The organism is Natronococcus roseus (assembly GCF_043677095.1).
Taxonomy (GTDB): Archaea; Halobacteriota; Halobacteria; order Halobacteriales; family Natrialbaceae; genus Natronococcus; species Natronococcus roseus.
This window is the reverse complement of sequence record NZ_JBHLJR010000001.1, coordinates 879,278-902,917: the sequence shown is the minus strand read 5'-3', so window position 1 is coordinate 902,917 and position 23,640 is coordinate 879,278. Positions and strand designations below refer to the sequence as shown.

The window sequence follows — 23,640 nt, the reverse complement described above, 5'->3', positions numbered from 1 at the left end:
GGATCAATGACATCGTACAATGGGGGTGTGAGTTCTACAGGCCGAACACCTTCTGCTTCAGCAACTGCTTCAACCACAGTCTGACTAACACACTTCTCCTCGTGCATTTCGGTCTGAATTTTGTTCACAACTCCTGTAGACCAGCCACCTTCTTAAACATATAGCTTGATTGATATTTCCCAGAGGGACTTAAATAGGGTCTGGAAATCATCCAGTGTCATCCTCGTTCGCGAATTCTTTTCCGAAGTGATTGTAGGGGAACGCTCGAATCCGCTTCAGCATATCCATGCGCTCGATATCGACGCCCAACGCGCTCATCTCACCGATGCTCTTCTCAATTTCTTGCTTGCTCTGTCCGACCAACTCAATTGAGAGGTTTGCGTTATTCGTTAATAACTCACTGACACTCACTACACCAGGGACGCGAACGAGGTCGTCAACAATCTCCTCTTGGTCATCGATTGGAACCGTCGCTATGATGAGCAAGTGATGGCCCATCCCCGTTTGCTCGTAGTCAATCGTTGGGTGATATCCCGTGATAACGCCGTTCGCTTCGAGCTTGGTGATACGATTGGCGACCGTGCTGGACGAGACGCCGACCTGTTCCCCGATGGCGTTCGTCGTGTTATTCCTGGCATCTTCCTGCAAGAGATACAGGATACCTTTGTCAACCGAGTCAAGTTCCTCTGAGGCCATGGGCAATTACGAGATACAGATTGACAGCAATAAACTGGTGGTCACTTATAGCTGAGCGAGGAATGGTTCCAGTTGGCTAAGCTCCTCAGTCGGTTCAACGAGGTTCCGGCTCGAGTCATAATTGATGACTCCGCTCTCCTTCAATTTTGGAATGTGAACGTGGTGGAATGATAGATGAACCTGCTGCACCTGTTTACTGGGGATTTCAGTTATTTCTGTGCCCTGTTCTTTTTCGACAACCTCGTTACGAAGATCAGTGAGAGTTAGTGGTCGGTCATGAGTGAGAAGCAGGTCAAGAATTGCACGTCGGCGTTGGTGAGAGAGCAATTCAAAGATTCCGTCTACCGAAGTATCCTCTACTGGTATGGCTATTTCTTCTTTTGGAGTTTCTCCACTCCCTCTGGTCTCCTCACTCATTATATCCCGTAGACGAGACACAGACACCAGTGGGTATAAAGTTCTCGCCGATTCAATTTGAAAATATGTTTTGATTATGTGGGTGACTCCGCTGTTCGTTCAGTTCGCATAGCGAAATAGCACTCCCAACTATTAGAACGGTTCCTCGGACTCGAGGAGTTCCACCCGCCTCGTTCGACGGGACCACGCTTCTCGTACCACCGATTGTCGCGGACGAATCCCCTCCTCACCGAGAGCATATATTGGCCGTTTCCGAAAGCCCGGTATGGACGAACGCGGAGACGATCCCGTCGACGCGGCGCTCGAGGACGTCTTCTCCGACCGAACGGTCGAAACCGTCGGAGAGACGGGGCCGTCGTGGAACGATCGGAACCGGACCGTCCGCGTCGCGTTTCGCGACGCCGATCCCGTCTTCCTGAAGGTAGCCGTCGACGGCGACGGCTCGCGGATCGCCCGCGAGCGGGCCGCGATCGACTACGTCGACAAACACTGCGACGTGATCGTGCCGACGGTGCTCGCGAGCGAGCCGGACGGCGCGGTTCCGTACCTCCTTACCGCACCCCTCGGTGAGACCCTCGCGCTCGAGTGGGGCGACCGGTCGGACGGGGAGCGCGTCGACGCGATTCGCCAGGTTGGCGCCGCGCTGGCGGCGCTTCACGCCCATCGGTTCGACCACCACGGTCACGTTACGGGTGGAAACGCATCGGGGCTCGAGCTCGAGACCGGCATCTGGACCGACGTGCTCGTCGAGCGGATCGCGTGGATGCGGGAGCTGGCCTCGAGCGATCGGTTCGACCACCACTTCGATGCAGTCGTTGGGGCCGTCGAGAACAACCGCGGGCGACTCGACGAGGCACCGGCGACCCTGGTCCACGGCGACCCCGCCCGGCCGAACTGCGTTCGCGGCGAGATGGGGGAAGCGGGGTTCGTCGACTGGGAGCTCGCCCACGTCGGCGATCCGGCCCGCGAGCTTCACCGGGCCGAGGACCAGCTACTTCCGGAGACGGCGACGAACGCGAGCGAGCTACGGGACGCCCTTCGGGAGGGATACCGACGAGAGCGGGGTTCGATTCCGGAGGGGTTCGACGACCGAGCGCCGATCTACGACGCGGTCAGGCAGCTCGGCCGCTCCGGATTCTTCGACAAGTGGGTCACGCTCACCGGCGAGCCGGAAGCGACGGTCGCAAAACGTGTCGAATCGGAGATGCAGCGGCGTCTCGATGCGATCCAGTAGCTGCGGACGCCACTCGGCTACGAACCGGACCGAAACAGCGTCTCGATCCCGTCGGGGTCGAAGTCTCCCGGCGAGACCTCGCCGTCGGTCTCGAGCGCTCGCGTCAGGTACGAGGCGCTGTTGAGCAGCCCGAGGTGGCTGAACGCCTGCGGGAAGTTCCCCAGCAGCTGGCCGCTCTCGGGGTCGATCTTCTCGGAGTAGAGCCCGAGCGGGCTCGCGTGCTCGACGAGCGACTCGAAGTACTCCTCGGCGAGCTCGAGGCGGTTCGAGAGGACCAGGGCGTCGATCAGCCAGAACGAACAGAGCACGAACCCCTCCGCTTCGTCCTCGCGGACCTCGCTGTCGACGAACCGGACGACGAGTCCGTCGTCGGTCGTCAGCTCCTCGAGGACGGTGTCGATCGTGTTCTGGATCCGCTCGTCCTCGGGCGGCAGGAACTCGTAGATCGGGAGCAGCAGGGCGGTGGCGTCGATCGCCTCGTCGGTCTCGAAGTGCTGGACGAAGCTGTCGGCCTTCTCGCTGTACCCGCGTTGCTCGATCGCCTCGCGGAGCGCCTCGCGCTCCTCGCGCCAGCGCTCGAGGGGCGCCTCGAACCCGTTCTGCTCGGCGATCGCGATGCCGCGGTCGAGCGCGACCCAGCACAGTAGCTTCGAGTGCAGGAAGTGGCGGTGTTCCTCGCGGAACTCCCAGATGCCGGGGTCGCGCTCGGACCAGTGAGCGCAGACGTAGTCGACGAGATCGCAGACCGCGTCCCACTGCTCGTCGGTCAGCGAAATCTCGTCGTCGTACTGGATCGTCTCGTAGACCGCCTGGACGATCGTCCCGTAGGCGTCGAGCTGGCGCTGGGGAGCCGCGCCGTTGCCGATTCTGACGGGGCGGGTGTCCCGGTATCCCGAGAGATGCTCGAGGATCTCCTCCTCGACGTCGGTCTCGCCGTGGAGTCCGTACAGCGGTTGGATCTCCGCGGGGTCGTTTTGCATCACGTCGACGAACCAGTCGAAGTACTCGCGGGCCTCCTGGCGGTGGCCGGTGTCGTGCAGCGCCTGGACGGTGAACTTCGCGTCGCGGATCCAGTTGTACCGGTAGTCCCAGGTGCGATCCGAGCCGATCTTCTCGGGGATCGAGGTCGTCGCCGCGGCGGGGATCGCCCCCGTCTCCTGGTGGATCAGGAGCTTGAGGACGAGCTCCGAGCGGATCACCATCTCGTACCACCGCTCGGGCATCGAGTCGGGAGTCTCCTCGCGGGCGCTGAGCCACGACCGCCAGTAGCGCTTCGTTTCGTCGAGGACCGTCTCCGGATCGAGTGAGGCGAGCGGTTCGGCCCCGCCGTACTGGACGCCGAGCCAGCACGTCTCGCCCTCCTCGAGCGAGACCGTTCCGGTCGCGGTCGGCTCCGAGTCGGCCAGCTCGAGTTCGGGCTCGAGTCGTTCGCCGACGACGAGGTGGAGTTGCTCGTCGTCGCTTCGCGCCGCCACGCCGTCGTCGGTCCGCTCGAGAATCGGGTCGACGCGGGCGTAGTCGAACCGGGGCTCGAACTCGACGGCGAACTCGACCTCGCCGCGGTCGCACTCGAGCCGGCGGTAGATCGCCTGCTGGAAGTCCTCGTCCTCCGTCTCGTCGTCCTCGATCGGCATGAAGTCGGTGACGGTCGCCTGCCCGTCGGCCGTCTCGAACACCGTCTCGAGGACGTTCGTTCGGTCGGCGTACCCCTGGTGGGACTCGTAGCTTGCCTCCGGGTGGACGGCGAAGTGGCCACCCCGCTCCAGGTCGAGGATTCGAGCGAAGACGCTCGCGTCCTCGAGGTGCGGGAAACAACACCAGTCGATCGAGCCGCGACGGCTGACGAGCGCACAGCGGTCGTCGTTGCCGATGACGCCGTAGTCGCGAAGTGGGAGATGGTCCATGATGAGTCAGCGGGCCTCGTGATCCGTTCTGCAAGCGGATATGGAAGAAGATACGGGCGATGGCCAGCAAAAGGGTGCGCCGGCAAGCGCCGGGTGTTCGTCGTCGCGGAAAGGTGTGGATCCGGGTGAGCGTTTTATGGCCTTGCTCGAGGTGGCACACCCCGTGAGTTCACCAATCACGCGCAGGCGGCTGCTCTGTGCCGCCGTCGGATCCGTCGCTGCCGTCGGCACCGGAAGCGCCGCGGGCGAGGGTCGCGGCAGCCGGCGCTCGGAACGCCCCGACCGCGCGGTGCGGGCGCAGGTCGACGAACGGTACACCGAGGTCTACGACGAGGCGATCGACGCCGTCGTGCTCGTCAACGTCTTCGGCGACGAGATCCCTGCGGGGCTGGGCTCGGGGTTCGTCGTCGACGACGATTACGTCGTGACGAACGATCACGTCGCGGGCGAGGCGAGCGAGGTCGAACTCCAGTTTCGCGACGAGCAGTGGCGCTCGGCGTCGGTCGTCGGCTCGGACGTCCACAGCGATCTGGCCGTCCTCGAGGTCGACGACGTCCCCGAGGCCGCCTCGGCGCTGTCGTTCACCGACGGGGAGCCGACCGTCGGCCAGGAGGTACTCGCCCTGGGAAACCCGTTGGGGCTCGACGCCTCGATCTCGCAGGGGCTGGTCAGCGGGATCGACCGCTCGCTGCCGAGTCCAACCGGGTTTTCGATCCCCGCTGCGATCCAGACCGACGCCCCGGTCAACCCCGGCAACAGCGGCGGCCCCCTCGTCGATCTCGAGGGCGACGTCCTCGGCGTCGTCTTCGCCGGCGCGGGCCAGACGATCGGCTTCGCGATCTCGGCAGCGCTCGCGAATCGGGTCGTCCCCACCCTCGCCGAGGACGGGGAATACGAACACGCCTACCTGGGCGTCAGCGTCGTTCCCGTCGGCCCGCTGCTGGCCGAGGCGAACGATCTCGAGGAGTCCCGCGGCGTCCTCGTTGCCGAGGTCTCCTCGGACGCACCCGCGGAGGGCGTCCTCGAGCCGGCCGACGGGGTCGAACCCGTCGACGGCGATCCAGTCCCGGTCGGCGGCGACGTGATCATCGCGATCGACGGCGAGGAGATCCCCAACCAGGAACGGCTGTCCTCCGTGCTCGCGCTCGAGACCTCGCCCGGCGACGCCGTCGAGATCGAGGTCGTCCGCGCGGGCGAGCGGGAAACGGTGGAGTTGACGCTCGAGCCCCGGCCGGACGTCGACCTTCCCTGATACGGATTGCTGTACCGATTTACCGGCGCAACCGCGACTCAGGCGGCGGTTGCGCCGGAAATGACGTACAGTAAACCGTATAAGTCGCGGGACGGGACCGAACAGGCACACGCAGGTGTACCGATTAGGGGCGAAACCGTCCTCGAATGGGGTATGACGGAGATCGGTCACAAGCTCATTTGCGAGGAGCACGGCCCGAACGACCTCGCCGACTACGCCCGGCTCGCCGACCGATCGGCGTTCGACTTCGCGATGATCTCCGATCACTTCCACCCCTGGACGTCGACCCAGGGCGAGAGCCCGCTGGTCTGGAACGTCATCGGCGCCATCTCGCAGGCGACCGACGACCTCACCCTGGGAACGAGCATCACCTGTCCGATCCTGCGATACCACCCCGCGATCATCGCCCAGGCGGCCGCGACCGCAGGTGTCCAGCTTCCCGATCGGTTCTTCCTCGGGGTCGGCACCGGCGAGAACCTGAGCGAGCACGTCCTGGGCGATCGGTGGCCCGAACACCAGGTTCGCCTCGAGATGCTCGAGGAGGCGGTCGACCTCATCCGAACCCTCTGGGAGGGCGAGACGACGAGCTACCGGGGCGAGTACTACACCGTCGAGAACGCCAAAATATACACGCTTCCCGAGGAGCTCCCGCCGATTCCGATCGCCGCGGACGGCCCGAAGACGGCGCGCAAAGCGGGGGAGATCGGCGACGGCCTCGTCGCGGTCGCGCCCGACCCGGAGCTGATCGAGGCGTTCGAAGCGGGCGGCGGCGAGGACAAGCCACGGTACGCCGAGATCGACGTCTGCTACGCCGAGGACGAGCAGGAGGCGATCGAGACCGCCCACGAGATCTGGCCGCAAGCCGCGCTGCCCGGAGAACTGCTCTGGGAGCTGCGGACGCCCGCACACTTCGAACAGGCGACGGAGGCGGTCACGGAGGAGGACGTCGCGGAGGTTGTCGTCTGCGGCTCGGATCCCGAGGACCATATCGAGGGAATTCGGGAGTACGTCGACGCCGGGTTCGACCACGTCGCGGTCCACAACGTCGGCTCGAACCAGGCGGAGTTCGTCGAGTTCTACGAGGAGGAAGTGCTGCCGGCAGTGCAGTAGGCGACGGACGGCTCGATCGTCAGGAGTCGGTCTCGCCTTCCGCTTCCTCGAGGTCGTCGGGCTGCTCGTCCGATCGAGGCGCGTTCTGGGTGCCCAGATCGTCGTCGCCGTCGTCGACCTCGTCGGGATCGCGGTCGACGCGCTCGAGTTCCTCCTCGACCTCTGCCTCTCGTTCCGCCTCGTACTCGTCGGCGCGGTCGGTGTCGTCTTCGGCCATAACGGGTGCGGTTTCGGGACCGAACGGTTTGGTCCTCGGGCCGTCGACTGCAACGTCGTCGCGACCCGATCTCTCGTTTCGTTTCAACAACAGGGCGTCTGACACGAAAGACAGATAAAAGAGCCCGTACTGTGAACGGATAGATATGGACGTTCCGTACGACCTCACCTCGTACGTTCGGGTGTTGAAGATGGCGACGACACCCACTACCGAGGAGTTCCTCCAAGTATCGAAGATCGCCGGGGCCGGGATCCTGCTCGTCGGGTTCCTCGGCTTCATCATCGGCGGAATCATGCTGCTGTTGACCGGCGACGCCGGTGGTGCCTTCTAATGGGCATCTACGCGGTCAAGACGACGGCCAGCCAGGAGCGCACCGTCGCCGACATGATCATCAACCGCGAGGAGCCCGAGATCCACGCCGCGCTCGCGCCGGACTCGCTGACCTCCTACGTGATGGTCGAGGCCGACGACGACGCCGTCATCACGCGGGTGCTCGAGGACATTCCCCACGCGCGCAGCATGGTCCCCGGGAGATCCGACATCTCGGAGGTCGAGCACTTCCTCTCGCCGAAGCCGGACGTCGAGGGGATCGCCGAGGGCGACATCGTCGAACTCATCGCCGGCCCGTTCAAGGGCGAGAAGGCCCAGGTCCAGCGCATCGACGAGGGCAAGGATCAGGTGACGGTCGAACTGTACGAGGCGACGGTTCCGATCCCGGTGACGGTGCGGGGCGATCAGATTCGCGTGCTTGACAGTGACGAGCGCTAACGTGCCCGTCAAGCAGTCAGCGCGGCGTTGCCGCGCTGAATACCGTGACGAACGGTAGCGAGTCGGTTCGCTCGAGGTAAAGCGGATCCTTCTGTTGCAGTCGTAGCGAACCGCCTCGAGCACACCCCGATCTCGAGAAGTCGTCACCGTGCCGTCAGGCGGCGATCGAATCAGAATCCATAACTCGACCCCCGCGAAAGGCCTCGCATACTCGTGAGCGACGGAGAGGAAGTTCGGGTCGACTGCCACGTGAAGGTGCTCAACGACGACGTCGTCGAGCGCGCGACGCGTGCCGGCCTCGACGCAATCGTCTACGCACCGCACTTTACCCGCCTGCCGGAGATCCGCGAGCGCGCGGCGGCCTACTCGAGCGACGACCTGCTCGTCGTCCCGGCCAGAGAGGTCTTTACGGGTTCCTGGCGAGACCGCAAACACGTCCTCGCGATCGGTCTCGAGGAACCCGTCCCGGACTTTATCCCCCTCGAGGTGGCGATGGCCGAGTTCGACCGCCAGGGGGCCGCAGTGTTGGCTCCCCATCCCGAGTTCGCGACCGTGAGCCTGGGCGAGCCCGAACTGCGCACGTACGCGAAGACGATCGACGCGGTCGAGATCTTCAACCCCAAACACCTCCCGTCGCACAACCGTCGCGCTCGAGAGCTGTGTGACATCCTCTCCTATCCGCCGTTTACCTCCTCCTACGCCCACCTGCCGAGTTCGGTCGGCGTCGCCTACACCGCCTTCGAGACGTCGATCGATAGCGAGGCCGATCTGGTCGACGCCCTCGAGAACCGCGTCGCCCGGCGGGTCGTCCACGACAACGGCCCCAGACGGATCCGAACGACGGCGGGCGAGCTCGCCCACCTCTGTTACGAGAACACCTGGAAGAAGGCCGACCGACTCTTCCTCTCGGGGATCGAGCCGACCCATCCCGGCCACATCGCCTACGACGGCCGGTTCGACGACGTCGCGCTCTACTGATCCTCCCCGTCTTCGAGGGCCTCGGCGATGCGCTCGAGCTGGAGTCCCACGTAGCAAAGCGCTTGCGTCTGCATGATCGCCGGATCGGTCGTCCACTCGTCGGTGATGTAGGCAGCCTGCTTTCCGGCTCGGTCGAGCTGTGTGGTATCGTCTGGCATCGATGTCGGGTTTGTCGCCGATCCGGGAAGGGTTTCGGATCGAGGCACTCCGCGAGACGCAGTTCCCACAGCCCTACTCCCGGCGCGCGTCGGCCCGAGCCCGCTCGAGGGCCCGTTCGACGCGCTCCCAGTGGCTCCCCCGCCAGAAGCACTGCCCGCAGTCGGCACAGACCCAGACCGCCGTCTCGGCGGGGTCGGGCGCGTACTTGGGCGTCGACCGCGACGCACCGACCGCCTCGAGCGGGCCGTTACAGCGCCCGCAGAAGCTCGGCTCGGCCTCGAGCGAGAGGTCGAGTCCCGCCGCCGAGAGCTCCGCGAGCTGGGCGTCGACGTCTCGCGACTCGAGCAGGATCGACTCCTCGGCGCGATTCGCGAGCTGGACGTCCCGCGTGACGAGCGTGCGGTCCTCGTCTGCCGCGAGTGCGAGCAGCGCGTCGTCGGCCTCGATCCCCCGATCGCCGGCGTAGACGGTGTCGTGGCCGCACATTCGAAGGTAGGCGGGCAGGCCGCCGCACATGATATCGAGGAGGATCCGCATTCAGTGCAGGAACTCGCGGAGCGCCTCGAGCTCCCAGCTGTTGATCACGTCCCCGGGCTCGGCCCAGCCCCGCCGGGCGGTGTGGACGCCCCAGCGCATGTACTCGAGGGTCGCGGGCTGGTGAGCGTCGGTGTTGACCGAGATGGGCGCGCCGGCCTCGACCGCGGCCTGGACGGCACTGCCCCAGAGGTCGAGCCGCCGCGGGTTGGAGTTGACCTCGAGTGCCGTCCCGTGTTCGGCCGCGGCCTCGCCGAGCGCGGTCGCGTCGAACTCGAGCCCCGAGCGCTCGTTCAGCAGCCGTCCGCTGGGGTGGCCGAGCACGTCGACCGCGGGGTTCTCGACCGCCGTGACAAGTCGGGACGTGGCCGTCTCGGCGTCCTGGCCGAGCCCGCTGTGGGGCGAGGCGACGATCACGTCGAGGGCCTCGACGACTTCCTCGCCGAGGCCGATCCCGCCGTCGGCGTCGACGTTGGCCTCGATACCGGCAAGGACCTCGATATCGGCCGCGGCCGCGACCTCGCGGATCGCCTCGACCTGCTCTACGATCTCGGTATCGGTCAGGCCCATGTCGGCGACGACGCCCGGGCCCTCGGCGTGGTCGGCGATCCCGAGGAAGTCGTAGCCGCGATCCTCGGCAGCCTCGACCATCGCGTCGATCGGGGTGTTGCCGTCGGACCACTCGGTGTGGCAGTGCAGATCGCCCCGAATGTCGTCGCGAGTGAGCAACTCGGGGAGTTCGCCGTTCGCCGCGGCGTCGATCTCGCCGCGGTCCTCGCGCAGCTCGGGCGGGATCCACTCGAGGCCGAGCGCCTCGTACATCCCTGCCTCGTCCTCGCCCGCGACGCGGTCGCCGACGCGCTGCCCCGACTCGGGTTCGTCGATAGCGGAGACGTCGAAGGCGCCGTACTCGTTCAGTTTGACGTCGCGGTCGATCGCGTAGTTGCGAAGCGTGATGTTGTGGTCCTTGCTCCCCGTGAAGTACTGCAGCGCGGAGCCGAACTCCGAGGGGACCACGGTTCGCAGATCGACCCGAATCTCGCCGACGCGGACGCTGGCCTTCGCGGGGCCGGACTCGATCTCGCTGTCGACCGAGTCCCAGCCGACGAACGCCTCGATGACGTCCTCGGCGTCCTCGGTCGCCACGAGCACGTCCACGTCGCCGATCGTCTCGCGCCAGCGCCGGATCGAGCCGGCGACCTCGCAGCGTTCGACCGTCCCGACGGACTCGAGAAACCCGAGCACGTCGTCGGCCAGCGGTCGGGCCTCCCCAAGCAGCTGGCGCTGGCCGATCGTGCGGGCGAACTCGAGGTTCTCCCTGATGTTCTCCTCCGTTTTCGGGCCGAAGCCCTTGACGTCCTGGACCTCGCCGGCCTCGGCGGCCTCCTCGAGGTCGTCGAGGGTCTGGACCCCCAGCTCGCGGTACAGTTTGCCCGCCGTCTTCGGGCCGACGCCCTCGATGCGAGTGAGGTCGGCGATGTCGATCGGCAGCTCTGCGCGCAGCTCCTCGAGTTCCTCGATCTCGCCGGTCTCGACGTACTCGACGATCTTCGAGGCGATGGCGTCGCCGACGTGGTCGAGCGTCTCGATCGACTCCCGATCATCCGCGTCGACGTAGTCCGCGATCGGCGTCGGGTGGGCGCGGACGCTCTCGGCGGCCCGCCTGTAGGCGCGGGGCTTGTACTCGACGTCGTCGGCCTCGAGCAGGTCGGCGAACTCCTCGAAGCGACCCGCGAGTTCGGCATTGGTCGTCATCGGCCACGCCCCTGGCTGTTGGCGTCCTCGTGGCCCAGCGCCTTCTTCAGGAATGACATCCAGCGCTTCTTGTCGGCGGCCTGCTGGGCCTTCTGTTCCTGCTCGAGGTTCGTCGGACCGAGGTTCTCGAGGGCGTTCAGCGCCCGGTCGATCCCGATGACACCTCGGGCGAGCTCTTCGCCTTCCTCGCGGGAGAGCGCACCCTCCTCGATAGCCTCGAGGCGTTCGAGGCGCTCCCGTCGCAGGTTCCGTTTGGCCTGCTCGACGCGGTCGCGCTCGCCGGGGGGCACCGTGTCGCGGCGCTTGATCTCGAAGACGAACGTTCGCAGGTCGATCTCCTCGCCCTGGACGGTGATCGTCTCCGGGATGTCCGCGCCGACGGTAGCGCCCTCGCGCTCGACGCGCTCGAGCAGCTGCTTGCGCTCGTACTCTTGCACGCCTCGTCGTTGGGGGCTGAACGGCAAAAATGTACGTTCCGTGGTCAGGAGTCGAAGCCGACCCGGACCATCTCGCCCCAGCCGTGTTCACCCCGGAGGTACCGCACGAGCGCGAGCCAGGAGACGAACGCCTTCCACTGGCGATAGGGAACGTGCTCGAGCAGCCCGCAGCCGAGCAGCGTCGCGACCGTTCGGGGCTCGCGGTACCGGCGGAAGCCGACGATCTCGTTGAGGACGGCCAGCCACGACAGCAGGGTGCCGATCCCGACCGCGACGCCGAGAAAGAGGATAAAAAACGGGACGTTCAGCAGTCCGAGCACGAACAGAAGCGGCACGAGGACGTACCCGATCCCCTCCACGAGCGGGCCGACCGCCTCGACGAACAGGAAAAACGGCAGCGCGAAGAGTCCGACGACGCCGTAGCGCCTCCTGCCGATCATATCGCGGTGGAGCCACAGCGTCTCGAGCATCCCCTGGAACCAGCGGCTCCGCTGGCGCGCGAGCACCGTCCTGGATTCGGGCACCTCGGTCCAGACGACCGGTCGAGGGACGAACTCGACGCGGTAGTCAGTCCCGGCGAACTGGCGGTGGAGCCGGACGATGAGCTCCATATCCTCGGTGATCGTCGACGTCGAGTAGCCGCCGACCTCCCGAACGGCGTCCGTCCGAAAGAGTCCGAACGCCCCGGAGATGATGAGCAGCCCGCCGACCCCGCTCAGCCCGATCCGACCGGAGAGAAACGCCCGGAGGTACTCGACGCTCTGGAGGTTCGCGAGCGCGTTCCTCGAGAGACCGACGCGAGTGACGACGCCCCGGCTGATCGAACAGCCGTTGGCGACCCGGACGGTGCCGCCGGTCGCGATCGTTCGATCCGGTGCCCGGAGGAACGGCTGTGCGACCTCGAGGAGGGCGCCCCGCTCGATGAGGCTGTCGGCGTCGATCGCACAGAACAGCGGCTGATCGGTGAAGAACACGCCCGCGTTGAGCGCGTCGGCTTTGCCGCCGTTTTCCTTGTCGATGACGACGAGATCCCGTCGCGAGGACTGGTACACCTCCCGAACCTCCTCACAGGGGAGGTCGACGGGGACCGGTTCGCCGACCGGTTCGAGCTCGAAGGTTTCGACGAGTCGCTTGAGCGTGTCGTCTCGCGAGCCGTCGTTGACGATCACGAGCTCGTAGTTGGCGTACTCGAGGTTCAGCAGCGACTGAACGGTGTCGACGATCGTCACGGATTCGTTGTACGCGGGGACGACGACCGCGATCCCCGGCAGAAACGGCGAGTTGTGGGGATGATAGACCGGATCGAGAAGCCAGTCGCGAAGGGTTCGTTCGAACGAGAGCAGAGAGACGAGATGGATGAGTAGGTAGCCGCCGTTGACGAGCGCGAAGTACGCCAGAAAGAACCAGCTCGCGATCCAGGCGACCGAGTCGACGGCTACGACCATCCCGTCGCAACCCTCCGTGGAGCGCGGTGCTCCGCGCGGACCCAGTCGACGGTCCGTCTAACCGGATCCGACGGCGGATCCGGAAGCGCTCGGTCGCTCCGGGACAGTCGCCGCGCGGCGGCCAGCCGACTCCTGTCGTTCGGATCGTTACGGACGCCGTACTCGAGCCAGCGGGTCGACGCCTCGTCGTTCCACCGTCCGAGCAGCTCGTAGGCCGCGGTGCGAACGTTCGGATCGGGGTCCGCAACCGCCTGCTCGACCGGCACGCGCCTCCGAAGGGACTGGGACCAGCTCTGGCGGCTCAGCGCGACCAGGGCACCGGCGCGGATCCGGGGCGAGTCGTGCTCGAGTAGGGTACGGATCCACTCGACGTGGGCTTCCGTCTCGGCTCCCGGGGCGCGACAGTGAGCCAGGACGGTCAGCGCCTGCACTAGCAGCTCCTCGTTCCACCACGTCCCCTCCGTCGTCGCGAGCGACAACAGCGCCGTCGCGTCGTCGTCGTTGAGACGGTAGAGAGTATCGAGGGCGAACACCGACAACCGATCGTCGCCGTCCCAGCAGAGCAACGCCGTGCCGTCGCGAGCCGCGTGGGGCGCGTCACTCGCGTACACGACGCGAGCCGCTCCGGCTCGCGTTTCGGCACGGCCCGTACAGTGCTCGCGGAGTCGCCGCCGCGAAACCGGCCGCTCGAGCAACGCGAGCCAGACGAGCCCGCGAAGCCTGTTCAGGACGAGCCGGCTCGAGAGCGACGACCGCGCCCGCTCGTCGATCCCGACCGCCTCCGCGAACCGCGTCAGCTCCTCGCGCTCGCGGCCGCGCAGCCGCCGGAGGTACGTCGCGACCGTCCGTCGGGCGACGTGTCGCTCGATCCGGGAGAGTCCGTCGTACCAGGTCTCCCACTCGGGGTCCGGTCCGTGCAGCCGGGAGAGAATCGCCGGACGGACGACGCGGCGGGCGGCCTCGCGACGGCGTTCGAATCGGGCGAGCAGGATCGACAGTGCGAGCGTGCCCGTCCCGACTACCGCAGTCGCCCCGACGATGACGACGAACGCGATCCACAGCCGCTCGGTCATCGAAGCGCCCTGCGGAGTCGGGCCACGATCTCAGACAGGCTGAACGGCTTGGTGACGTAGTCGTCCGCGCCGAGTTCGAACCCGCGAACCACGTCGTCCTCGAGCCCCCGTCCCGAGACGACGATCACCGCGGGTTTGGAGTCGGGATCGCGTTCCTCGAGCCGGCGTAACACGTCGAATCCGTCGTACTCCGGCAGCATGAGGTCGAGCAGGATCGCATCCGGGGTCGGCTCCGCGAGACGGACGTGCTCGAGACACGCCGCGCCGTCGTCGACGGCGGTGACGTCGAAACCGGCCGTCTCGAGGCGGTAGACCAGCAGCTCGTTGACGTGTTCGTCGTCCTCGGCGACCAGGATCCGATCCTCGCTCATTCGCGATCACCCGCCGGAAGCGCGCGAGCCAGTTCAGCGGCGAGATCGACGCTCGTCGGCGGTTTCCGGGCGAAGGCTCGATTGCCAACCGTCGGTACCCACTCCGCACTCGAGCTCGACGGCGGCGTTCCGACGACGACGATCGGACGCTGCGGGCCGCCGTCCGGAGCGCGAACCGCCGCGATTGCGGTCGGATCGAGGCGGTCGACCGCCGTCGCCTCGAGGAACAGACAGTCGACGCGATCGGGCGGCAGCGACTCGAGATCGTCGACCGCCGACGAGGCCACCACTTCGCACCCCAGTTTTGCGAGACGTTCCGGAAGGTCGGCTTCGTCGCCGACGTATCCTACTCGCGGATCGATAGCCGCGTCGACCGCCGCCAGCGCGGCCTCGAGCGCCTCGTCGGTCGCGGTCGGAGCGAGAACTCCGGAGATCCCGAGAAACGCCGCGGGCGAGGCGTCCGTCTCGAGGGTCGAGAGCAACGACAGCGAGTCGCTGGCCTCCGCCAGCGACGCGAGCGAGTCGAGGACGTCGGCGGTCGGCAGTCCGCAGTCGATCGCGAGCGAGGTCGGCGCCCGTTCGGCCTCGAGGAGGGTCGTCGGCTCCACGAGACGGACGGCGTAGCCGGCTCGCTCGAGCTGCGCCGCGACCTGCTCGCCGAGCGTACCGGCGAGACCGAGCGTGATCTCCCCGACCTCGTCCGGGTCGGTCGGGCGTGGCTGCAGGTCGGCGTCCGGTTCGCCGTCGACCGGGACCACCGTCTCGGGATCCGTCGTCTCGAAGGCGTGTGCCGCGAGCGTCGTCACGTCGCCCGTGCTCGCGACGATCTCCTCGAGGGCGTCGCGCTGTTCCGGCTCGAGGGGCCCGAACGCCTCGTCGAGCAACAGCTCGGCGTTCGCCTGAATTCCGGTGAGCTGCCGGCGAAACTCGTAGGCGAGCGCCGCCTGCTCGTCTTCGCTCGTGTTCATTCGTAGATGTTACCACTTGTGCGACCAGTATAAATACAGTCATGGCCGACGGTAGCGGGCGAGAGCGCCCGTCGCGCCGGCGACGCGTTCGAACGGTCGAGACACGACGCCCTCGAGCCGGCGCGCTGAAACGAGTACGTTCGCCACTGCGGGGAACCGGAGATGCGCGTCTCCGGGAGCGATCCGCCGATCGGATCGAGAGAATTCACCCGCAAGCGTCGGAGCTGAACCCCAAATCCCTTGACAGTGCCACCCCTACTTCGGTCCAATGGCCACGTGCGACGTGTGTGGGAGGGAGGAAAGCATGCCCTACAACTGCCGGCACTGTGGGGGCACCTACTGCTCGGAACATCGACTGCCGGAGAACCACGACTGTACCAGTCTCAACAACTGGAACGATCCCCAGGGGGTCTTCGACAGCGGGTTCGACGACAGCGTCAACAACGGCGGAACGGCGAAGAGCTCGAGTTTGACCGACAAGCTCCCGATCGACACCGGTCCCGGCGGTCCGCTAGGGTACTTCCGCGGGAACATGACCTACACGGTGCTGGCGCTGATGTGGGTCACGTTCGCGCTTCAGGCAATCGTCGAGCTCACGCTCGGCTCGGGCATCCATCGATCGCTGTTCGTTCTCGCCCCCGAGAGTCCGGAGTACGTCTGGACGTGGTTCACCTCCATCTTCGCCCACGGCGGGTTCCTCCACATCGTCTTCAACAGCATCGTAATCTTCTTCTTCGGTCCGCTGGTCGAGCGCTACGTCGGCTCGCGGGATTTCTTGGGGCTGTTCCTGATAAGCGGCGCCGTCGCCGGACTCAGCCAGATCGGAATCCAGATTCTGCAGGGCGTGCCGCCGGGTTTCGGCGGCGTGGTCGGCGCCAGCGGCGCCGCACTGGCGATCATGGGCGTGCTCACGATCCTGAACCCTAACCTCACCGTCTACCTCTACTTCATCCTGCCAGTCCCGCTCTGGATCCTCGCGGCGGGGACGGCGGTGATCAGCGTCTTCTTCATCGGCACCGGCGGCGGCGGGAACATCGCCCACGCGGCCCACCTCGTCGGGCTCGTGATCGGACTCGCCTACGGCGAGTACATCAAACGCACACAGAACGTGCGAGCGCCCGATCAGTTCCAGCTCGGCGGTGGCGGACCTGGTGGACCAGGCGGCCCTGGCGGTCCCGGTGGCCCGGGCGGCCCAGGCGGCCGTCGCCGCTTCTGAGCCCGCAGGCGAAAGCCCACGCACTGATTTTCCCGCACCGTCAATCCCGCCGTACCGATGCACGTTTCCCGCCCCGACCTCGTTCCCGACGCCTCGCTCGATCGTTCGGAGATGGAAGCCCTCCAGCGCGAGATCGCCGACGGCGCCGTCTTCGAGGACGACCTCGAGTTCGATCCCGCCGTCCTCGGCGATCCGCTGACGGCCTCCTCGAGCGAAGGCGAGCCCCCGATCGTCGCGGGCGTCGACCAGTCGTTTCTCACGAACGATGCGGACGACCAGGACCGGGCGCTGTCGGCCGTCGTCGCCGTGCGGGGCGGCGAGGTGATCGAACGGGTTCACGCGGTGACCTCCCTCGAGATTCCCTACATCCCCGGCCTGCTCTCCTTTCGCGAGGGGGCGCCGATCATCGACGCGCTCGAGGAGCTCTCCGTCGACCCCGACCTCCTGCTGTTCGACGGCAGCGGCCGCATCCACTTCCGGCAGGCGGGGATCGCGACCCACATGGGCGTCGTGCTGGACGCGCCGAGTATCGGGGTCGCCAAGAGTCTGCTCTGTGGCAGCCCGCGCGAGGACCTCGAGGACCTGCCCGAGGGGACGCGGGTCGGGATCGAGGCCAACTCGAGGGTCGGCGTCGAGGACGGCACCTTGCTCGGGTACGCCGTCCAGACCCGCCAGTACGACTCGCCGGATCGGTACATCAACCCGCTGTACGTGAGTCCGGGCCACCGCGTCGGCCCCGAGACGGCGGCCGACGTCGCGCTCGCGCTGTCGTCGTCGTACAAGCTTCCGGATCCCGTTCGGCTGGCCGATAGCTACGCGGACGAGGCGAAACACGGGCTCGAGGAGTAGGCGACGAGAACGAGTGTCGCGACGCGACCGCGTTCGTCAGCATCTCGGCGAGTACGGGGCTGAAATACGAATCCGGAGGACCGACGAGTTCGACGGGAACGGCCCGGACGCGATCGTCGCTCGGACGGGAACGGCGTCCTGCCGAGCCGAACACGGGGAGTTACCACACCCTCCCCAGCCGACTCGCTCCCTTCGGTCGCTCGTCCACTGGCAGAGCGCGCTCTGCCAAGCCTTTGCTCGTACTACTCGCAAAGACCTCACGCGACGTCGAACCGCCCCTCGCTTCGCTCGTCGCGGTTCAGCGCGTGCCACGTCGTTCGATTCCTCGAGCCCGGGTCCGAAGTACGGACGGCGTTCTCGCGGGATTCGACGGCTTCGCACGTCTCGTCGCGGGTCCTCGAGCCAGCAGCGCCGGTATCCGCTTCGCTCGAGGTGACTTTCAGACCGGCACGATAAACCGTCGATACTTAGGTATCCACTCTCGAAACGGTCACGCATGGCCATCGCTGAGGAAGCCGACGACGGGGCGGGCGACGACGCGACCGCCGCAGACGACACTCGCCGGGAACCGACGGACGGAACCGAGACGGCCGACGCGACCGAGGACCGCTACACGCGCAAGAAGTGCGTGCTGATCACCGGTTGCTCGTCGGGGATCGGCCACGCGACCGCGCGAGCGTTCCTCGAGAAGGACTGGCAGGTGATCGCGACGGCCCGAAACGTCGACGACATCGCCGACCTCGAGGAGCTGGGCTGTACGACCCTCGAGCTCGACGTCACCGATCCCGACCAAGTCGCCGACGCCGTCGAGCGCACCGTCGAGATCGGCGGGGCGATCGACTGTCTGGTGAACAACGCGGGCTACGCCCAGATGGGGCCGATCGAGGACGTCTCGACGGTCGACCTCCACCGCCAGTTCGACGTCAACGTCTACGGTCCCCACCGCCTCGCCCGCGCCGCGCTGCCGCACATGCGCGCCCAGGGCGAGGGTCGGATCATCAACGTCTCGAGCGTCGCGGGCCGAGTGTCGTTCCCCGGCTACGGCGCCTACTCGGGCTCGAAACACGCCCTCGAGTCGATGAGCGACGCGCTGCGAGGCGAGGTCGAGGAGTTCGGGATCGACGTCGTGCTGATCGAGCCCGGCCCGGTCGAAACCGAGTTCTCGGATCGAGTCGACGAGGAGCTCCCCGAGTCCCGGCGCACGCCGGCCTACGAGTCGCTGTACGAGATCTACGACGAGGCCCAGCTGATCGGCGGCGGCCAGGGCGGTCCCTTCGCCTCCACGCCCGCGGAGGTCGCGACGGCGATCGTCGAGTCGGCGATCCGCTCGGAGCCGCCCGCTCGCTACCCGGTCGGTCCGGTCGGACAGTTCGGCGTCTACGCCCGGTTCCTCCCCGATCGGCTCCAGGACGCCCTCTACGGCGTCGTTCGGAAGCTCGTCTAGTGCAGCGGGACGGTCGTTGCAGAATACTTATATTTCGGCGCGGAGACGGATCGCACAACGATGTCGGACGCTCCCGTCGGAGTCGTCGAACTCGCCGACAGGATCTCCGAGCTGCTGTACGGGATCGCCGGCTGGCTGACCGTCGGGTTCGGGCTGTTGCTGACCGGCGCTGCGCTCACGTTCGGTTACAGCGTCGCGGCCGGCACCGCCCGGGTCGACGCCGTGGCCGGTGCCGCCTTTCTCGCACTGTTTCTGTGCCTGGCAGGGCTCGTGACCGTCGCGCTGGGACTCTTCGTCAACCCCCGCTTTCGGCGTCGCCTGGATCGACGCCACGAACTCTCCCAGTTCGGGCGGGTTCGGTCCGTCGATCGGCGGGTCGTCCGACCCGAGGAGAACTGCCTCGAGCGCTGCGTTGACTGCGGCGATCGGGTCGAGAGGGGACTCCTCCGGCGCTACCGCGAGGAGTACGCGCTCGCGGGGCTACCCGTTTACACGCGTTCAGAGGGGTACAACCACTACTGTCTCGAGTGTGCGACCACTGAGCTCCGCGGCGAGGGCGTCGCCGACCCGGCGTCGGACGCCGTGACCGATCGGTCGGATCGGAGCCTCGAGCGCGTGGAGCGGTAGTCGGTCCGGGGTCAGTCACCGGTCGCTCGAGCCTCGTCTTCCGAGTCGTCGAGAGCGAACGCCCCGCCCGAACACCGACGGACGTGTCCCGCTCGTAGAAGGTCGCGACACCGACGGTCGATCGTTACTGGATGCGTGGCGAGGCAGTCGGCCAGTTGGGGAACCGTCATCGGGCCGTCGTCGGCCAGTCGCTCGAGGATCTCGCGCTCGTTCCGGTCGGAAGGCGGTTCGTCCGTCGGCATGATAGCTACCTCCACATTGGCGAACTGACGGATGAATGGCGCTCCGGTTCCCAATCGGTGAGAACGGTTTTCACGGGTCCGCTCGAGCCGACGTTCGGCCGCCGAACCCGACCTCCCTCGTTCGGGGGTCGCCATCGGCGACTCTCGAACCGATCGCCGGCGTCGGTTACCCCTCGAACGCCTCGACGAACTCGGTCGGCAGCGTCGTGATGTCGATCCCCCAGGCCACCGGCAGCCACAGCAGCGCGAAGATTGTGATCAGCGCGATTCCGATAAAGTTCAGCCCGACGCCGACGCGAGCCATCTGCGGGAGGGTGATGTAACCGCTGCCGAAGACGATCGCGTTCGGCGGCGTCGCCACCGGCAGCATGAACGCAAAGGAGGCGGCCGTCGCACCCGCGATCATCAACCCGAACGGGTGGACGCCGATCCCGATCGCGACCGACGCCAGCACCGGCAGCAGCATGGCCGTCATCCCCGTGTTCGAGGTGACCTCGGTCATGAAGACGGCCAGCGCGACGACGGCGAGGATGAGGATGACCATCGAGACGCCCTCGAGCAGCTCGAGCTGTTCGCCGAGCCACAGCGCCAGGCCGGTCTGGTCGAACGCCGCGGCGATCGCCAGCCCGCCGCCGAACAGCAGGATGACGCCCCACGGAATATCCACCGCGTTGCTCCAGTCGAGCAGGAACGTGTGGCCTCCGTCCTCAGTTTTCGTCGGGAGCGTGAACAACACCAGCGCGCCGCCGATGGCAACGATCGTGTCGGCGTCGTCGGGCACCGGCGCCAGCCCGATCTCGCCGATCAGACTGGCACTGATCCAGGAGACCGCCATACCGACGAAGACGACGAGCACCATCTTCTCCTGTCTGGTCATCGCCCCGAGCTTTCGCAGCTCCTCGTCGACCGTCTCCGTCCCGCCGGGAAGCTGATTAAGTTCGGGCGAGAGCGCGACGCGAGTAACCCAGAGGTAGACCGTCGCGAGCCCGATGAGCGCGATCGGAACCCCGTAGAACATCCACTGGGCGAAGGTGATGTTCTCGCCGAACAGCTCGCCCGCTTGTCCCGCAAAGAGGATGTTCGGCGGCGTGCCGATCAGCGTCGCGACGCCGCCCACGGAGGCGCCGTAGGCGATACACAGCATGAGCGCGACGCCGAACGTGAAGTTCCCCTCGGTGGTGTCGATGTCGAGTTCGGTGTCGTCGACGAGGTCGGCCGTCTTGTAGATGACCGCCAGCGCGATCGGCACCATCATCATCACCGTCGCGCTGTTGGAGACCCACATCGAAAGGAACGCGGTCGCCAGCATGAAACCGAGAATCAACCGGGACGGGGTCGTCCCGACGAGTTTGATCGTTCGCAGCGCGATCCGTCGGTGCAGTCCCCAGCGCTGCATCGCCATCGCGAGGAAGAACCCACCCATGAAGAGGAAGATCAGCGGATCGCCGTACGACGGCGTCGTGTCCGCGACCGGGAGCGCCCCGGTCAGCGGAAAGAGCACGATGGGCAGCAACGAGGTGGCGGGGATCGGGATCGCCTCCGTGACCCACCAGGCGGCGACCCAGGCCGTAACGGCCCCCGCCGCCTGTCCCTCGAAGCCCGCGGGATCGCCCGGCGTCGGGCCGAGCAGGATCAGCGCGAACAGCACCGGTCCGAGGACGAAGCCGATCTTCTGTCGGAGCTTGTACTCGCCGCCGACGTCGAACGGCGAGTCGTCGTCACCACCTCTCGAGCCGCCGCTTTCGCCACCGTTGCCGTCCTCCGGGTCGTCCGTCGGATCCCGGCCCCCGTCGGTAAACGCCCGCTCCGCGACGCGGCGTTTCTCCGGCGGGAGCGCGTCCAAGTCCTCGGCGATCGCCCGTCCGTCGAGCGTGACGTACGCCTTCGTCTGCGTGTTGAGAAACCACAGGTACGCCCAGAACCGCTGTATAGCCAGCTGACACCTGTCGAGAGCGTTCGATACCATCTGCTCGAGCGTTTCGAATCAGGGATTAAAAAACGCCGAGATTCGGCCGTCGGAGTGTTACCACCGAACAACACCCGCCGAGCGCGGACGGATAACCGTTCGCGGGTCGGTCGGCGCTCGTCGAAACCTACATCCCCGAGCCGGCGGAACTCGAGTCGTGCCCCTGTTACAGTTCGACACAACTCGGTCGCTGTCGGCGGACGAACGGTCGGCGTTCGCAGAACGGGTGACGGCGCTCTACACCGAAGAGATGGCGACGACCGCGGGCCACGTCGCGGTGACGATCCGCGAGCACGAGCCCTCCGCGATGCATCTCGGCCGCGAGGTCGAGGGACCGCTGCTCTTTCTCGACGCCGAGATTCGCCGCGGCCGTTCCTTCGAGCGCAAGCGAGCGTTCGCGCTCGAAACGATGGCCTACGCCGGCGACGCCCTCGAGATCCCCGACGAGAACATGAAGGTGGTGTTCACCGAACACGAGGGCGAGGCGATGATGGGCGTGGATCGTGTCGGCGGCGAGTGGAGCGGGGACGGTGAGGACGACGAGGACGACTGAGCGAGGATGGCTGAGGGCTCGAGGCGCGTCGAGACTCGAGAACACCGCGCCGTCCGCCGGTTCCGTCACGGTAAAGCGGCCCCGTCGGAAAGGCGCGGTCGATGGATCGGTCATACTGGCGGACGGTCTCGCTGATCGCGCTCTGGCAGGTCGCCGCGAGTATCTGTTACTACACCGTCTTCGCGGCGACGCCCTTTTTCCGCGCGGAGTTCGGCCTCTCCCGGTTTCAGGTCGGGTTCGTCGTCACCGCCCTGACGCTGGGCTACGCGGTCTTTTTGCTCCCGGTCGGGGCGCTGATCGATCGCTTCGGCGAGTACCGCTCGCTCGTGCTCGGGCTCGTCGGACTCGCCGCGGGCGCGACGTTCGTCGCTGGCGCGCCGTCAGTCGCCCTGCTGCTCGTCGCCGCGTTCTTTCTGGGCTCGACGTACGCGAGCGCGATCCCGGGGACGAACAAGGCCGTCTACGACAACGTCGAAGCGGGCCGGCAGAACCTCGCGGTCGGGATCAAGCAGGTCGGGGTCACCGCCGGTAGCGGGATCAGCGCCCTGCTGGTGACCGGGCTGGCCGGCGCGCTGTTCTGGCAGGCGGGCTTCCTCGTCGCCGCCAGCGTCGGCCTCGTCGTCGCCGTCCTCTTCGCGGTGCTGTACGACGGCTCCGGCGGCGGCGGCACCGCCGAGTACCCCGACTTCCGGTCGCTCTCGCGGAACCGGCCGTACCGCTGGCTGGTCGCGGCGGGCTTTTTCCTCGGTGCGGCGCTGTTCACGACGACCGGGTACACCGTCCTGTTCGTCCAGGAGGAGGTCGGCGCCTCGGTCGCCTTCGGCGGGGTCGTCCTCGCGACGGTCCAGCTGTTCGGCAGCGCGGGCCGCCTCGCGACGGGGTGGCTAAGCGACGCGCTTCCGGGCGATCCTCAGCGACGAATCGGCTCGATCCTGATCGTGCAGGCGCTCGCCAGCGCCGTCCTGTTCGCCGTCGTCGCCGCGACCTCGAGTCCGATCGGCTCCGCGGTCGCGTTCGCGGCGCTGGGCTTTTTCGTCCTCGGGAACACGGGCGTCTACTACTCCTGTATGGCGACGCTGGTCGGCAGCGAGGAGATGGGCGGGGCGACCGCGGGCGGGCAGCTCGCGCTGGTCGCCGGCTCGATCGTCGCCCCGCCCGCGTTCGGCTACCTCGCCGACGTCGTCGGCTACCGAGCCTCGTGGTGGCTGCTGGGGGCCGGCTGCGTCGTCGCCGCGGGACTGCTGGTCGTCGCGATCCGGAGCGATCCGCCGATCGACGACCCCGCGATGGACGATTGATACGGCCTGCCGCGCCGGGTTCCCGGCGGGACCGCGAACCGTCCTGCGGTCGCGCCGGGAACTGACGGACGGGAGTCCGTATGATCCGAGTCGAAGAACGAACCACTATGGGCTCGGCGGGCGAACC

27 protein-coding genes are annotated in these 23,640 nt (G+C 66.8%); 12 read left to right on the top strand and 15 right to left on the bottom strand.

Translation table 11 applies throughout. From position 1 onward, the window contains the following. The 3 genes from ACFEMD_RS04680 to ACFEMD_RS04670 all read right to left on the bottom strand — a co-directional run. On the bottom strand, positions 1-107 hold a 107-nt coding region (locus ACFEMD_RS04680; RefSeq protein WP_394739775.1), incomplete at its 3' end, for a HalOD1 output domain-containing protein. A 100-nt stretch (positions 108-207) separates the two neighbouring features. Continuing rightward, the gene (locus ACFEMD_RS04675) at positions 208-696 is read right to left on the bottom strand and encodes an Lrp/AsnC family transcriptional regulator (RefSeq protein ID WP_394739755.1); all 489 of its coding nucleotides are present in this window, start codon (positions 694-696) and stop codon (positions 208-210) included. A gap of 45 nt (positions 697-741) precedes the next feature. Further along, entirely contained in the window at positions 742-1,113 is a 372-nt protein-coding gene (locus tag ACFEMD_RS04670; protein ID WP_394739754.1) for a DUF7344 domain-containing protein, read from the bottom strand. A gap of 265 nt (positions 1,114-1,378) precedes the next feature. Here ACFEMD_RS04670 and ACFEMD_RS04665 point away from each other — a divergent pair, with 265 nt between their 5' ends. After that, positions 1,379-2,347, top strand: coding sequence for a phosphotransferase family protein (locus tag ACFEMD_RS04665; protein ID WP_394739753.1), 969 nt, complete (start codon positions 1,379-1,381; stop codon positions 2,345-2,347). A gap of 17 nt (positions 2,348-2,364) precedes the next feature. Here ACFEMD_RS04665 and ACFEMD_RS04660 read toward each other — a convergent pair whose 3' ends face one another. Beyond that, entirely contained in the window at positions 2,365-4,251 is a 1,887-nt protein-coding gene (locus ACFEMD_RS04660) for a glycoside hydrolase family 15 protein (protein WP_394739752.1), read from the bottom strand. Between the two features lie 136 nt (positions 4,252-4,387). Here ACFEMD_RS04660 and ACFEMD_RS04655 point away from each other — a divergent pair, with 136 nt between their 5' ends. Together ACFEMD_RS04655 and ACFEMD_RS04650 are read left to right on the top strand one after the other, a co-directional pair. Continuing rightward, positions 4,388-5,503: a S1C family serine protease gene (locus ACFEMD_RS04655; RefSeq protein ID WP_394739751.1), complete on the top strand. Its 1,116-nt coding sequence runs from the start codon at positions 4,388-4,390 to the stop codon at positions 5,501-5,503. 153 nt (positions 5,504-5,656) lie between these two features. Next, positions 5,657-6,613, top strand: a complete 957-nt coding sequence (locus tag ACFEMD_RS04650) for a TIGR03557 family F420-dependent LLM class oxidoreductase (RefSeq protein ID WP_394739750.1) — start codon at positions 5,657-5,659, stop codon at positions 6,611-6,613. A gap of 19 nt (positions 6,614-6,632) precedes the next feature. Here ACFEMD_RS04650 and ACFEMD_RS04645 read toward each other — a convergent pair whose 3' ends face one another. Continuing rightward, positions 6,633-6,830, bottom strand: coding sequence for a hypothetical protein (locus ACFEMD_RS04645; RefSeq protein WP_005560086.1), 198 nt, complete (start codon positions 6,828-6,830; stop codon positions 6,633-6,635). 145 nt (positions 6,831-6,975) lie between these two features. On the opposite strand from ACFEMD_RS04645, the gene ACFEMD_RS04640 reads away from it, so the two are divergent. From ACFEMD_RS04640 to ACFEMD_RS04630, 3 genes are all read left to right on the top strand, one after another. Beyond that, complete coding sequence (locus ACFEMD_RS04640; protein ID WP_278302067.1) at positions 6,976-7,161, top strand: protein translocase SEC61 complex subunit gamma; 186 nt, start codon at positions 6,976-6,978, stop codon at positions 7,159-7,161. After that, positions 7,161-7,598 carry a transcription elongation factor Spt5 gene (locus tag ACFEMD_RS04635; RefSeq protein WP_005560082.1) on the top strand — a complete coding sequence of 146 codons (438 nt, stop codon included), beginning with the start codon at positions 7,161-7,163 and terminating at the stop codon, positions 7,596-7,598. Before ACFEMD_RS04640 ends, ACFEMD_RS04635 begins: the two co-directional genes overlap by 1 nt. Before the next feature lie 213 nt (positions 7,599-7,811). Further along, positions 7,812-8,576 carry a PHP-associated domain-containing protein gene (locus ACFEMD_RS04630; protein WP_394739748.1) on the top strand — a complete coding sequence of 255 codons (765 nt, stop codon included), beginning with the start codon at positions 7,812-7,814 and terminating at the stop codon, positions 8,574-8,576. Here the strand turns inward: ACFEMD_RS04630 and ACFEMD_RS04625 are convergent. The 8 genes from ACFEMD_RS04625 to ACFEMD_RS04590 form a co-directional block, all read right to left on the bottom strand. Further along, a complete protein-coding gene (locus ACFEMD_RS04625) occupies positions 8,570-8,734 on the bottom strand; it encodes a hypothetical protein (protein ID WP_394739747.1) in 165 nt (54 codons plus the stop codon). The two genes, ACFEMD_RS04630 and ACFEMD_RS04625, sit on opposite strands and share 7 nt — an antisense overlap. Before the next feature lie 73 nt (positions 8,735-8,807). Next, positions 8,808-9,272 (bottom strand): Mut7-C RNAse domain-containing protein, encoded by a 465-nt coding sequence (locus ACFEMD_RS04620; RefSeq protein WP_394739745.1) that lies wholly within the window; start codon positions 9,270-9,272, stop codon positions 8,808-8,810. After that, positions 9,273-11,024, bottom strand: a complete 1,752-nt coding sequence (gene polX / locus ACFEMD_RS04615; protein ID WP_394739744.1) for a DNA polymerase/3'-5' exonuclease PolX — start codon at positions 11,022-11,024, stop codon at positions 9,273-9,275. Further along, complete coding sequence (locus ACFEMD_RS04610; RefSeq protein ID WP_278293461.1) at positions 11,021-11,461, bottom strand: DUF5788 family protein; 441 nt, start codon at positions 11,459-11,461, stop codon at positions 11,021-11,023. Before ACFEMD_RS04610 ends, polX begins: the two co-directional genes overlap by 4 nt. A gap of 44 nt (positions 11,462-11,505) precedes the next feature. Next, positions 11,506-12,906, bottom strand: a complete 1,401-nt coding sequence (locus ACFEMD_RS04605; RefSeq protein ID WP_394739743.1) for a glycosyltransferase family 2 protein — start codon at positions 12,904-12,906, stop codon at positions 11,506-11,508. After that, entirely contained in the window at positions 12,897-13,979 is a 1,083-nt protein-coding gene (locus ACFEMD_RS04600) for a HEAT repeat domain-containing protein (RefSeq protein WP_394739742.1), read from the bottom strand. Before ACFEMD_RS04600 ends, ACFEMD_RS04605 begins: the two co-directional genes overlap by 10 nt. Then, a complete protein-coding gene (locus tag ACFEMD_RS04595; RefSeq protein WP_394739740.1) occupies positions 13,976-14,350 on the bottom strand; it encodes a response regulator transcription factor in 375 nt (124 codons plus the stop codon). The genes ACFEMD_RS04600 and ACFEMD_RS04595 overlap by 4 nt, the downstream gene beginning before the upstream one ends. Continuing rightward, complete coding sequence (locus ACFEMD_RS04590) at positions 14,347-15,318, bottom strand: hypothetical protein (protein ID WP_394739739.1); 972 nt, start codon at positions 15,316-15,318, stop codon at positions 14,347-14,349. The genes ACFEMD_RS04595 and ACFEMD_RS04590 overlap by 4 nt, the downstream gene beginning before the upstream one ends. A 268-nt stretch (positions 15,319-15,586) precedes the next feature. On the opposite strand from ACFEMD_RS04590, the gene ACFEMD_RS04585 reads away from it, so the two are divergent. From ACFEMD_RS04585 to ACFEMD_RS04570, 4 genes are all read left to right on the top strand, one after another. Continuing rightward, the gene (locus tag ACFEMD_RS04585; RefSeq protein WP_394739737.1) at positions 15,587-16,534 is read left to right on the top strand and encodes a rhomboid family intramembrane serine protease; all 948 of its coding nucleotides are present in this window, start codon (positions 15,587-15,589) and stop codon (positions 16,532-16,534) included. 57 nt (positions 16,535-16,591) lie between these two features. Further along, positions 16,592-17,383 carry an endonuclease V gene (locus ACFEMD_RS04580; RefSeq protein WP_394739735.1) on the top strand — a complete coding sequence of 264 codons (792 nt, stop codon included), beginning with the start codon at positions 16,592-16,594 and terminating at the stop codon, positions 17,381-17,383. Between the two features lie 496 nt (positions 17,384-17,879). Then, positions 17,880-18,827, top strand: coding sequence for an SDR family oxidoreductase (locus tag ACFEMD_RS04575; RefSeq protein WP_394739734.1), 948 nt, complete (start codon positions 17,880-17,882; stop codon positions 18,825-18,827). A gap of 60 nt (positions 18,828-18,887) precedes the next feature. Beyond that, positions 18,888-19,454 carry a hypothetical protein gene (locus ACFEMD_RS04570; RefSeq protein ID WP_394739732.1) on the top strand — a complete coding sequence of 189 codons (567 nt, stop codon included), beginning with the start codon at positions 18,888-18,890 and terminating at the stop codon, positions 19,452-19,454. An 11-nt stretch (positions 19,455-19,465) separates the two neighbouring features. Here ACFEMD_RS04570 and ACFEMD_RS04565 read toward each other — a convergent pair whose 3' ends face one another. Both ACFEMD_RS04565 and ACFEMD_RS04560 read right to left on the bottom strand, forming a co-directional pair. Next, positions 19,466-19,696, bottom strand: coding sequence for a DeoR/GlpR family DNA-binding transcription regulator (locus tag ACFEMD_RS04565; RefSeq protein WP_394739731.1), 231 nt, complete (start codon positions 19,694-19,696; stop codon positions 19,466-19,468). Positions 19,697-19,862: 166 nt separating this feature from the next. Then, positions 19,863-21,662, bottom strand: coding sequence for an SLC13 family permease (locus tag ACFEMD_RS04560; RefSeq protein ID WP_394739729.1), 1,800 nt, complete (start codon positions 21,660-21,662; stop codon positions 19,863-19,865). A 157-nt stretch (positions 21,663-21,819) separates the two neighbouring features. Here ACFEMD_RS04560 and ACFEMD_RS04555 point away from each other — a divergent pair, with 157 nt between their 5' ends. Beyond that, complete coding sequence (locus ACFEMD_RS04555; RefSeq protein ID WP_394739728.1) at positions 21,820-22,215, top strand: tautomerase family protein; 396 nt, start codon at positions 21,820-21,822, stop codon at positions 22,213-22,215. A 101-nt stretch (positions 22,216-22,316) separates the two neighbouring features. After that, on the top strand, positions 22,317-23,513 hold the full coding sequence (locus ACFEMD_RS04550) for an MFS transporter (RefSeq protein WP_394739726.1): 1,197 nt from the start codon (positions 22,317-22,319) through the stop codon (positions 23,511-23,513). The last annotated feature ends 127 nt before the right edge of the window (positions 23,514-23,640 follow it).

What these genes read in the sequence shown, in the direction of transcription:
- ACFEMD_RS04570 (WP_394739732.1), top strand. Translation starts at nt 18,888, where the DNA reads ATGTCGGACGCTCCCGTCGGAGTCGTCGAACTCGCCGACAGGATCTCC.
- ACFEMD_RS04670 (WP_394739754.1), bottom strand. Translation starts at nt 1,113, where the DNA reads ATGAGTGAGGAGACCAGAGGGAGTGGAGAAACTCCAAAAGAAGAAATA.
- ACFEMD_RS04655 (WP_394739751.1), top strand. Translation starts at nt 4,388, where the DNA reads ATGGCCTTGCTCGAGGTGGCACACCCCGTGAGTTCACCAATCACGCGC.
- ACFEMD_RS04620 (WP_394739745.1), bottom strand. Translation starts at nt 9,272, where the DNA reads ATGCGGATCCTCCTCGATATCATGTGCGGCGGCCTGCCCGCCTACCTT.
- ACFEMD_RS04645 (WP_005560086.1), bottom strand. Translation starts at nt 6,830, where the DNA reads ATGGCCGAAGACGACACCGACCGCGCCGACGAGTACGAGGCGGAACGA.
- ACFEMD_RS04585 (WP_394739737.1), top strand. Translation starts at nt 15,587, where the DNA reads ATGGCCACGTGCGACGTGTGTGGGAGGGAGGAAAGCATGCCCTACAAC.
- ACFEMD_RS04635 (WP_005560082.1), top strand. Translation starts at nt 7,161, where the DNA reads ATGGGCATCTACGCGGTCAAGACGACGGCCAGCCAGGAGCGCACCGTC.
- ACFEMD_RS04575 (WP_394739734.1), top strand. Translation starts at nt 17,880, where the DNA reads ATGGCCATCGCTGAGGAAGCCGACGACGGGGCGGGCGACGACGCGACC.
- ACFEMD_RS04560 (WP_394739729.1), bottom strand. Translation starts at nt 21,662, where the DNA reads ATGGTATCGAACGCTCTCGACAGGTGTCAGCTGGCTATACAGCGGTTC.
- polX (WP_394739744.1), bottom strand. Translation starts at nt 11,024, where the DNA reads ATGACGACCAATGCCGAACTCGCGGGTCGCTTCGAGGAGTTCGCCGAC.
- ACFEMD_RS04590 (WP_394739739.1), bottom strand. Translation starts at nt 15,318, where the DNA reads ATGAACACGAGCGAAGACGAGCAGGCGGCGCTCGCCTACGAGTTTCGC.
- ACFEMD_RS04625 (WP_394739747.1), bottom strand. Translation starts at nt 8,734, where the DNA reads ATGCCAGACGATACCACACAGCTCGACCGAGCCGGAAAGCAGGCTGCC.
- ACFEMD_RS04660 (WP_394739752.1), bottom strand. Translation starts at nt 4,251, where the DNA reads ATGGACCATCTCCCACTTCGCGACTACGGCGTCATCGGCAACGACGAC.
- ACFEMD_RS04675 (WP_394739755.1), bottom strand. Translation starts at nt 696, where the DNA reads ATGGCCTCAGAGGAACTTGACTCGGTTGACAAAGGTATCCTGTATCTC.
- ACFEMD_RS04650 (WP_394739750.1), top strand. Translation starts at nt 5,657, where the DNA reads ATGACGGAGATCGGTCACAAGCTCATTTGCGAGGAGCACGGCCCGAAC.
- ACFEMD_RS04600 (WP_394739742.1), bottom strand. Translation starts at nt 13,979, where the DNA reads ATGACCGAGCGGCTGTGGATCGCGTTCGTCGTCATCGTCGGGGCGACT.
- ACFEMD_RS04665 (WP_394739753.1), top strand. Translation starts at nt 1,379, where the DNA reads ATGGACGAACGCGGAGACGATCCCGTCGACGCGGCGCTCGAGGACGTC.
- ACFEMD_RS04565 (WP_394739731.1), bottom strand. Translation starts at nt 19,696, where the DNA reads ATGCCGACGGACGAACCGCCTTCCGACCGGAACGAGCGCGAGATCCTC.
- ACFEMD_RS04550 (WP_394739726.1), top strand. Translation starts at nt 22,317, where the DNA reads ATGGATCGGTCATACTGGCGGACGGTCTCGCTGATCGCGCTCTGGCAG.
- ACFEMD_RS04605 (WP_394739743.1), bottom strand. Translation starts at nt 12,906, where the DNA reads ATGGTCGTAGCCGTCGACTCGGTCGCCTGGATCGCGAGCTGGTTCTTT.
- ACFEMD_RS04595 (WP_394739740.1), bottom strand. Translation starts at nt 14,350, where the DNA reads ATGAGCGAGGATCGGATCCTGGTCGCCGAGGACGACGAACACGTCAAC.
- ACFEMD_RS04580 (WP_394739735.1), top strand. Translation starts at nt 16,592, where the DNA reads ATGCACGTTTCCCGCCCCGACCTCGTTCCCGACGCCTCGCTCGATCGT.
- ACFEMD_RS04640 (WP_278302067.1), top strand. Translation starts at nt 6,976, where the DNA reads ATGGACGTTCCGTACGACCTCACCTCGTACGTTCGGGTGTTGAAGATG.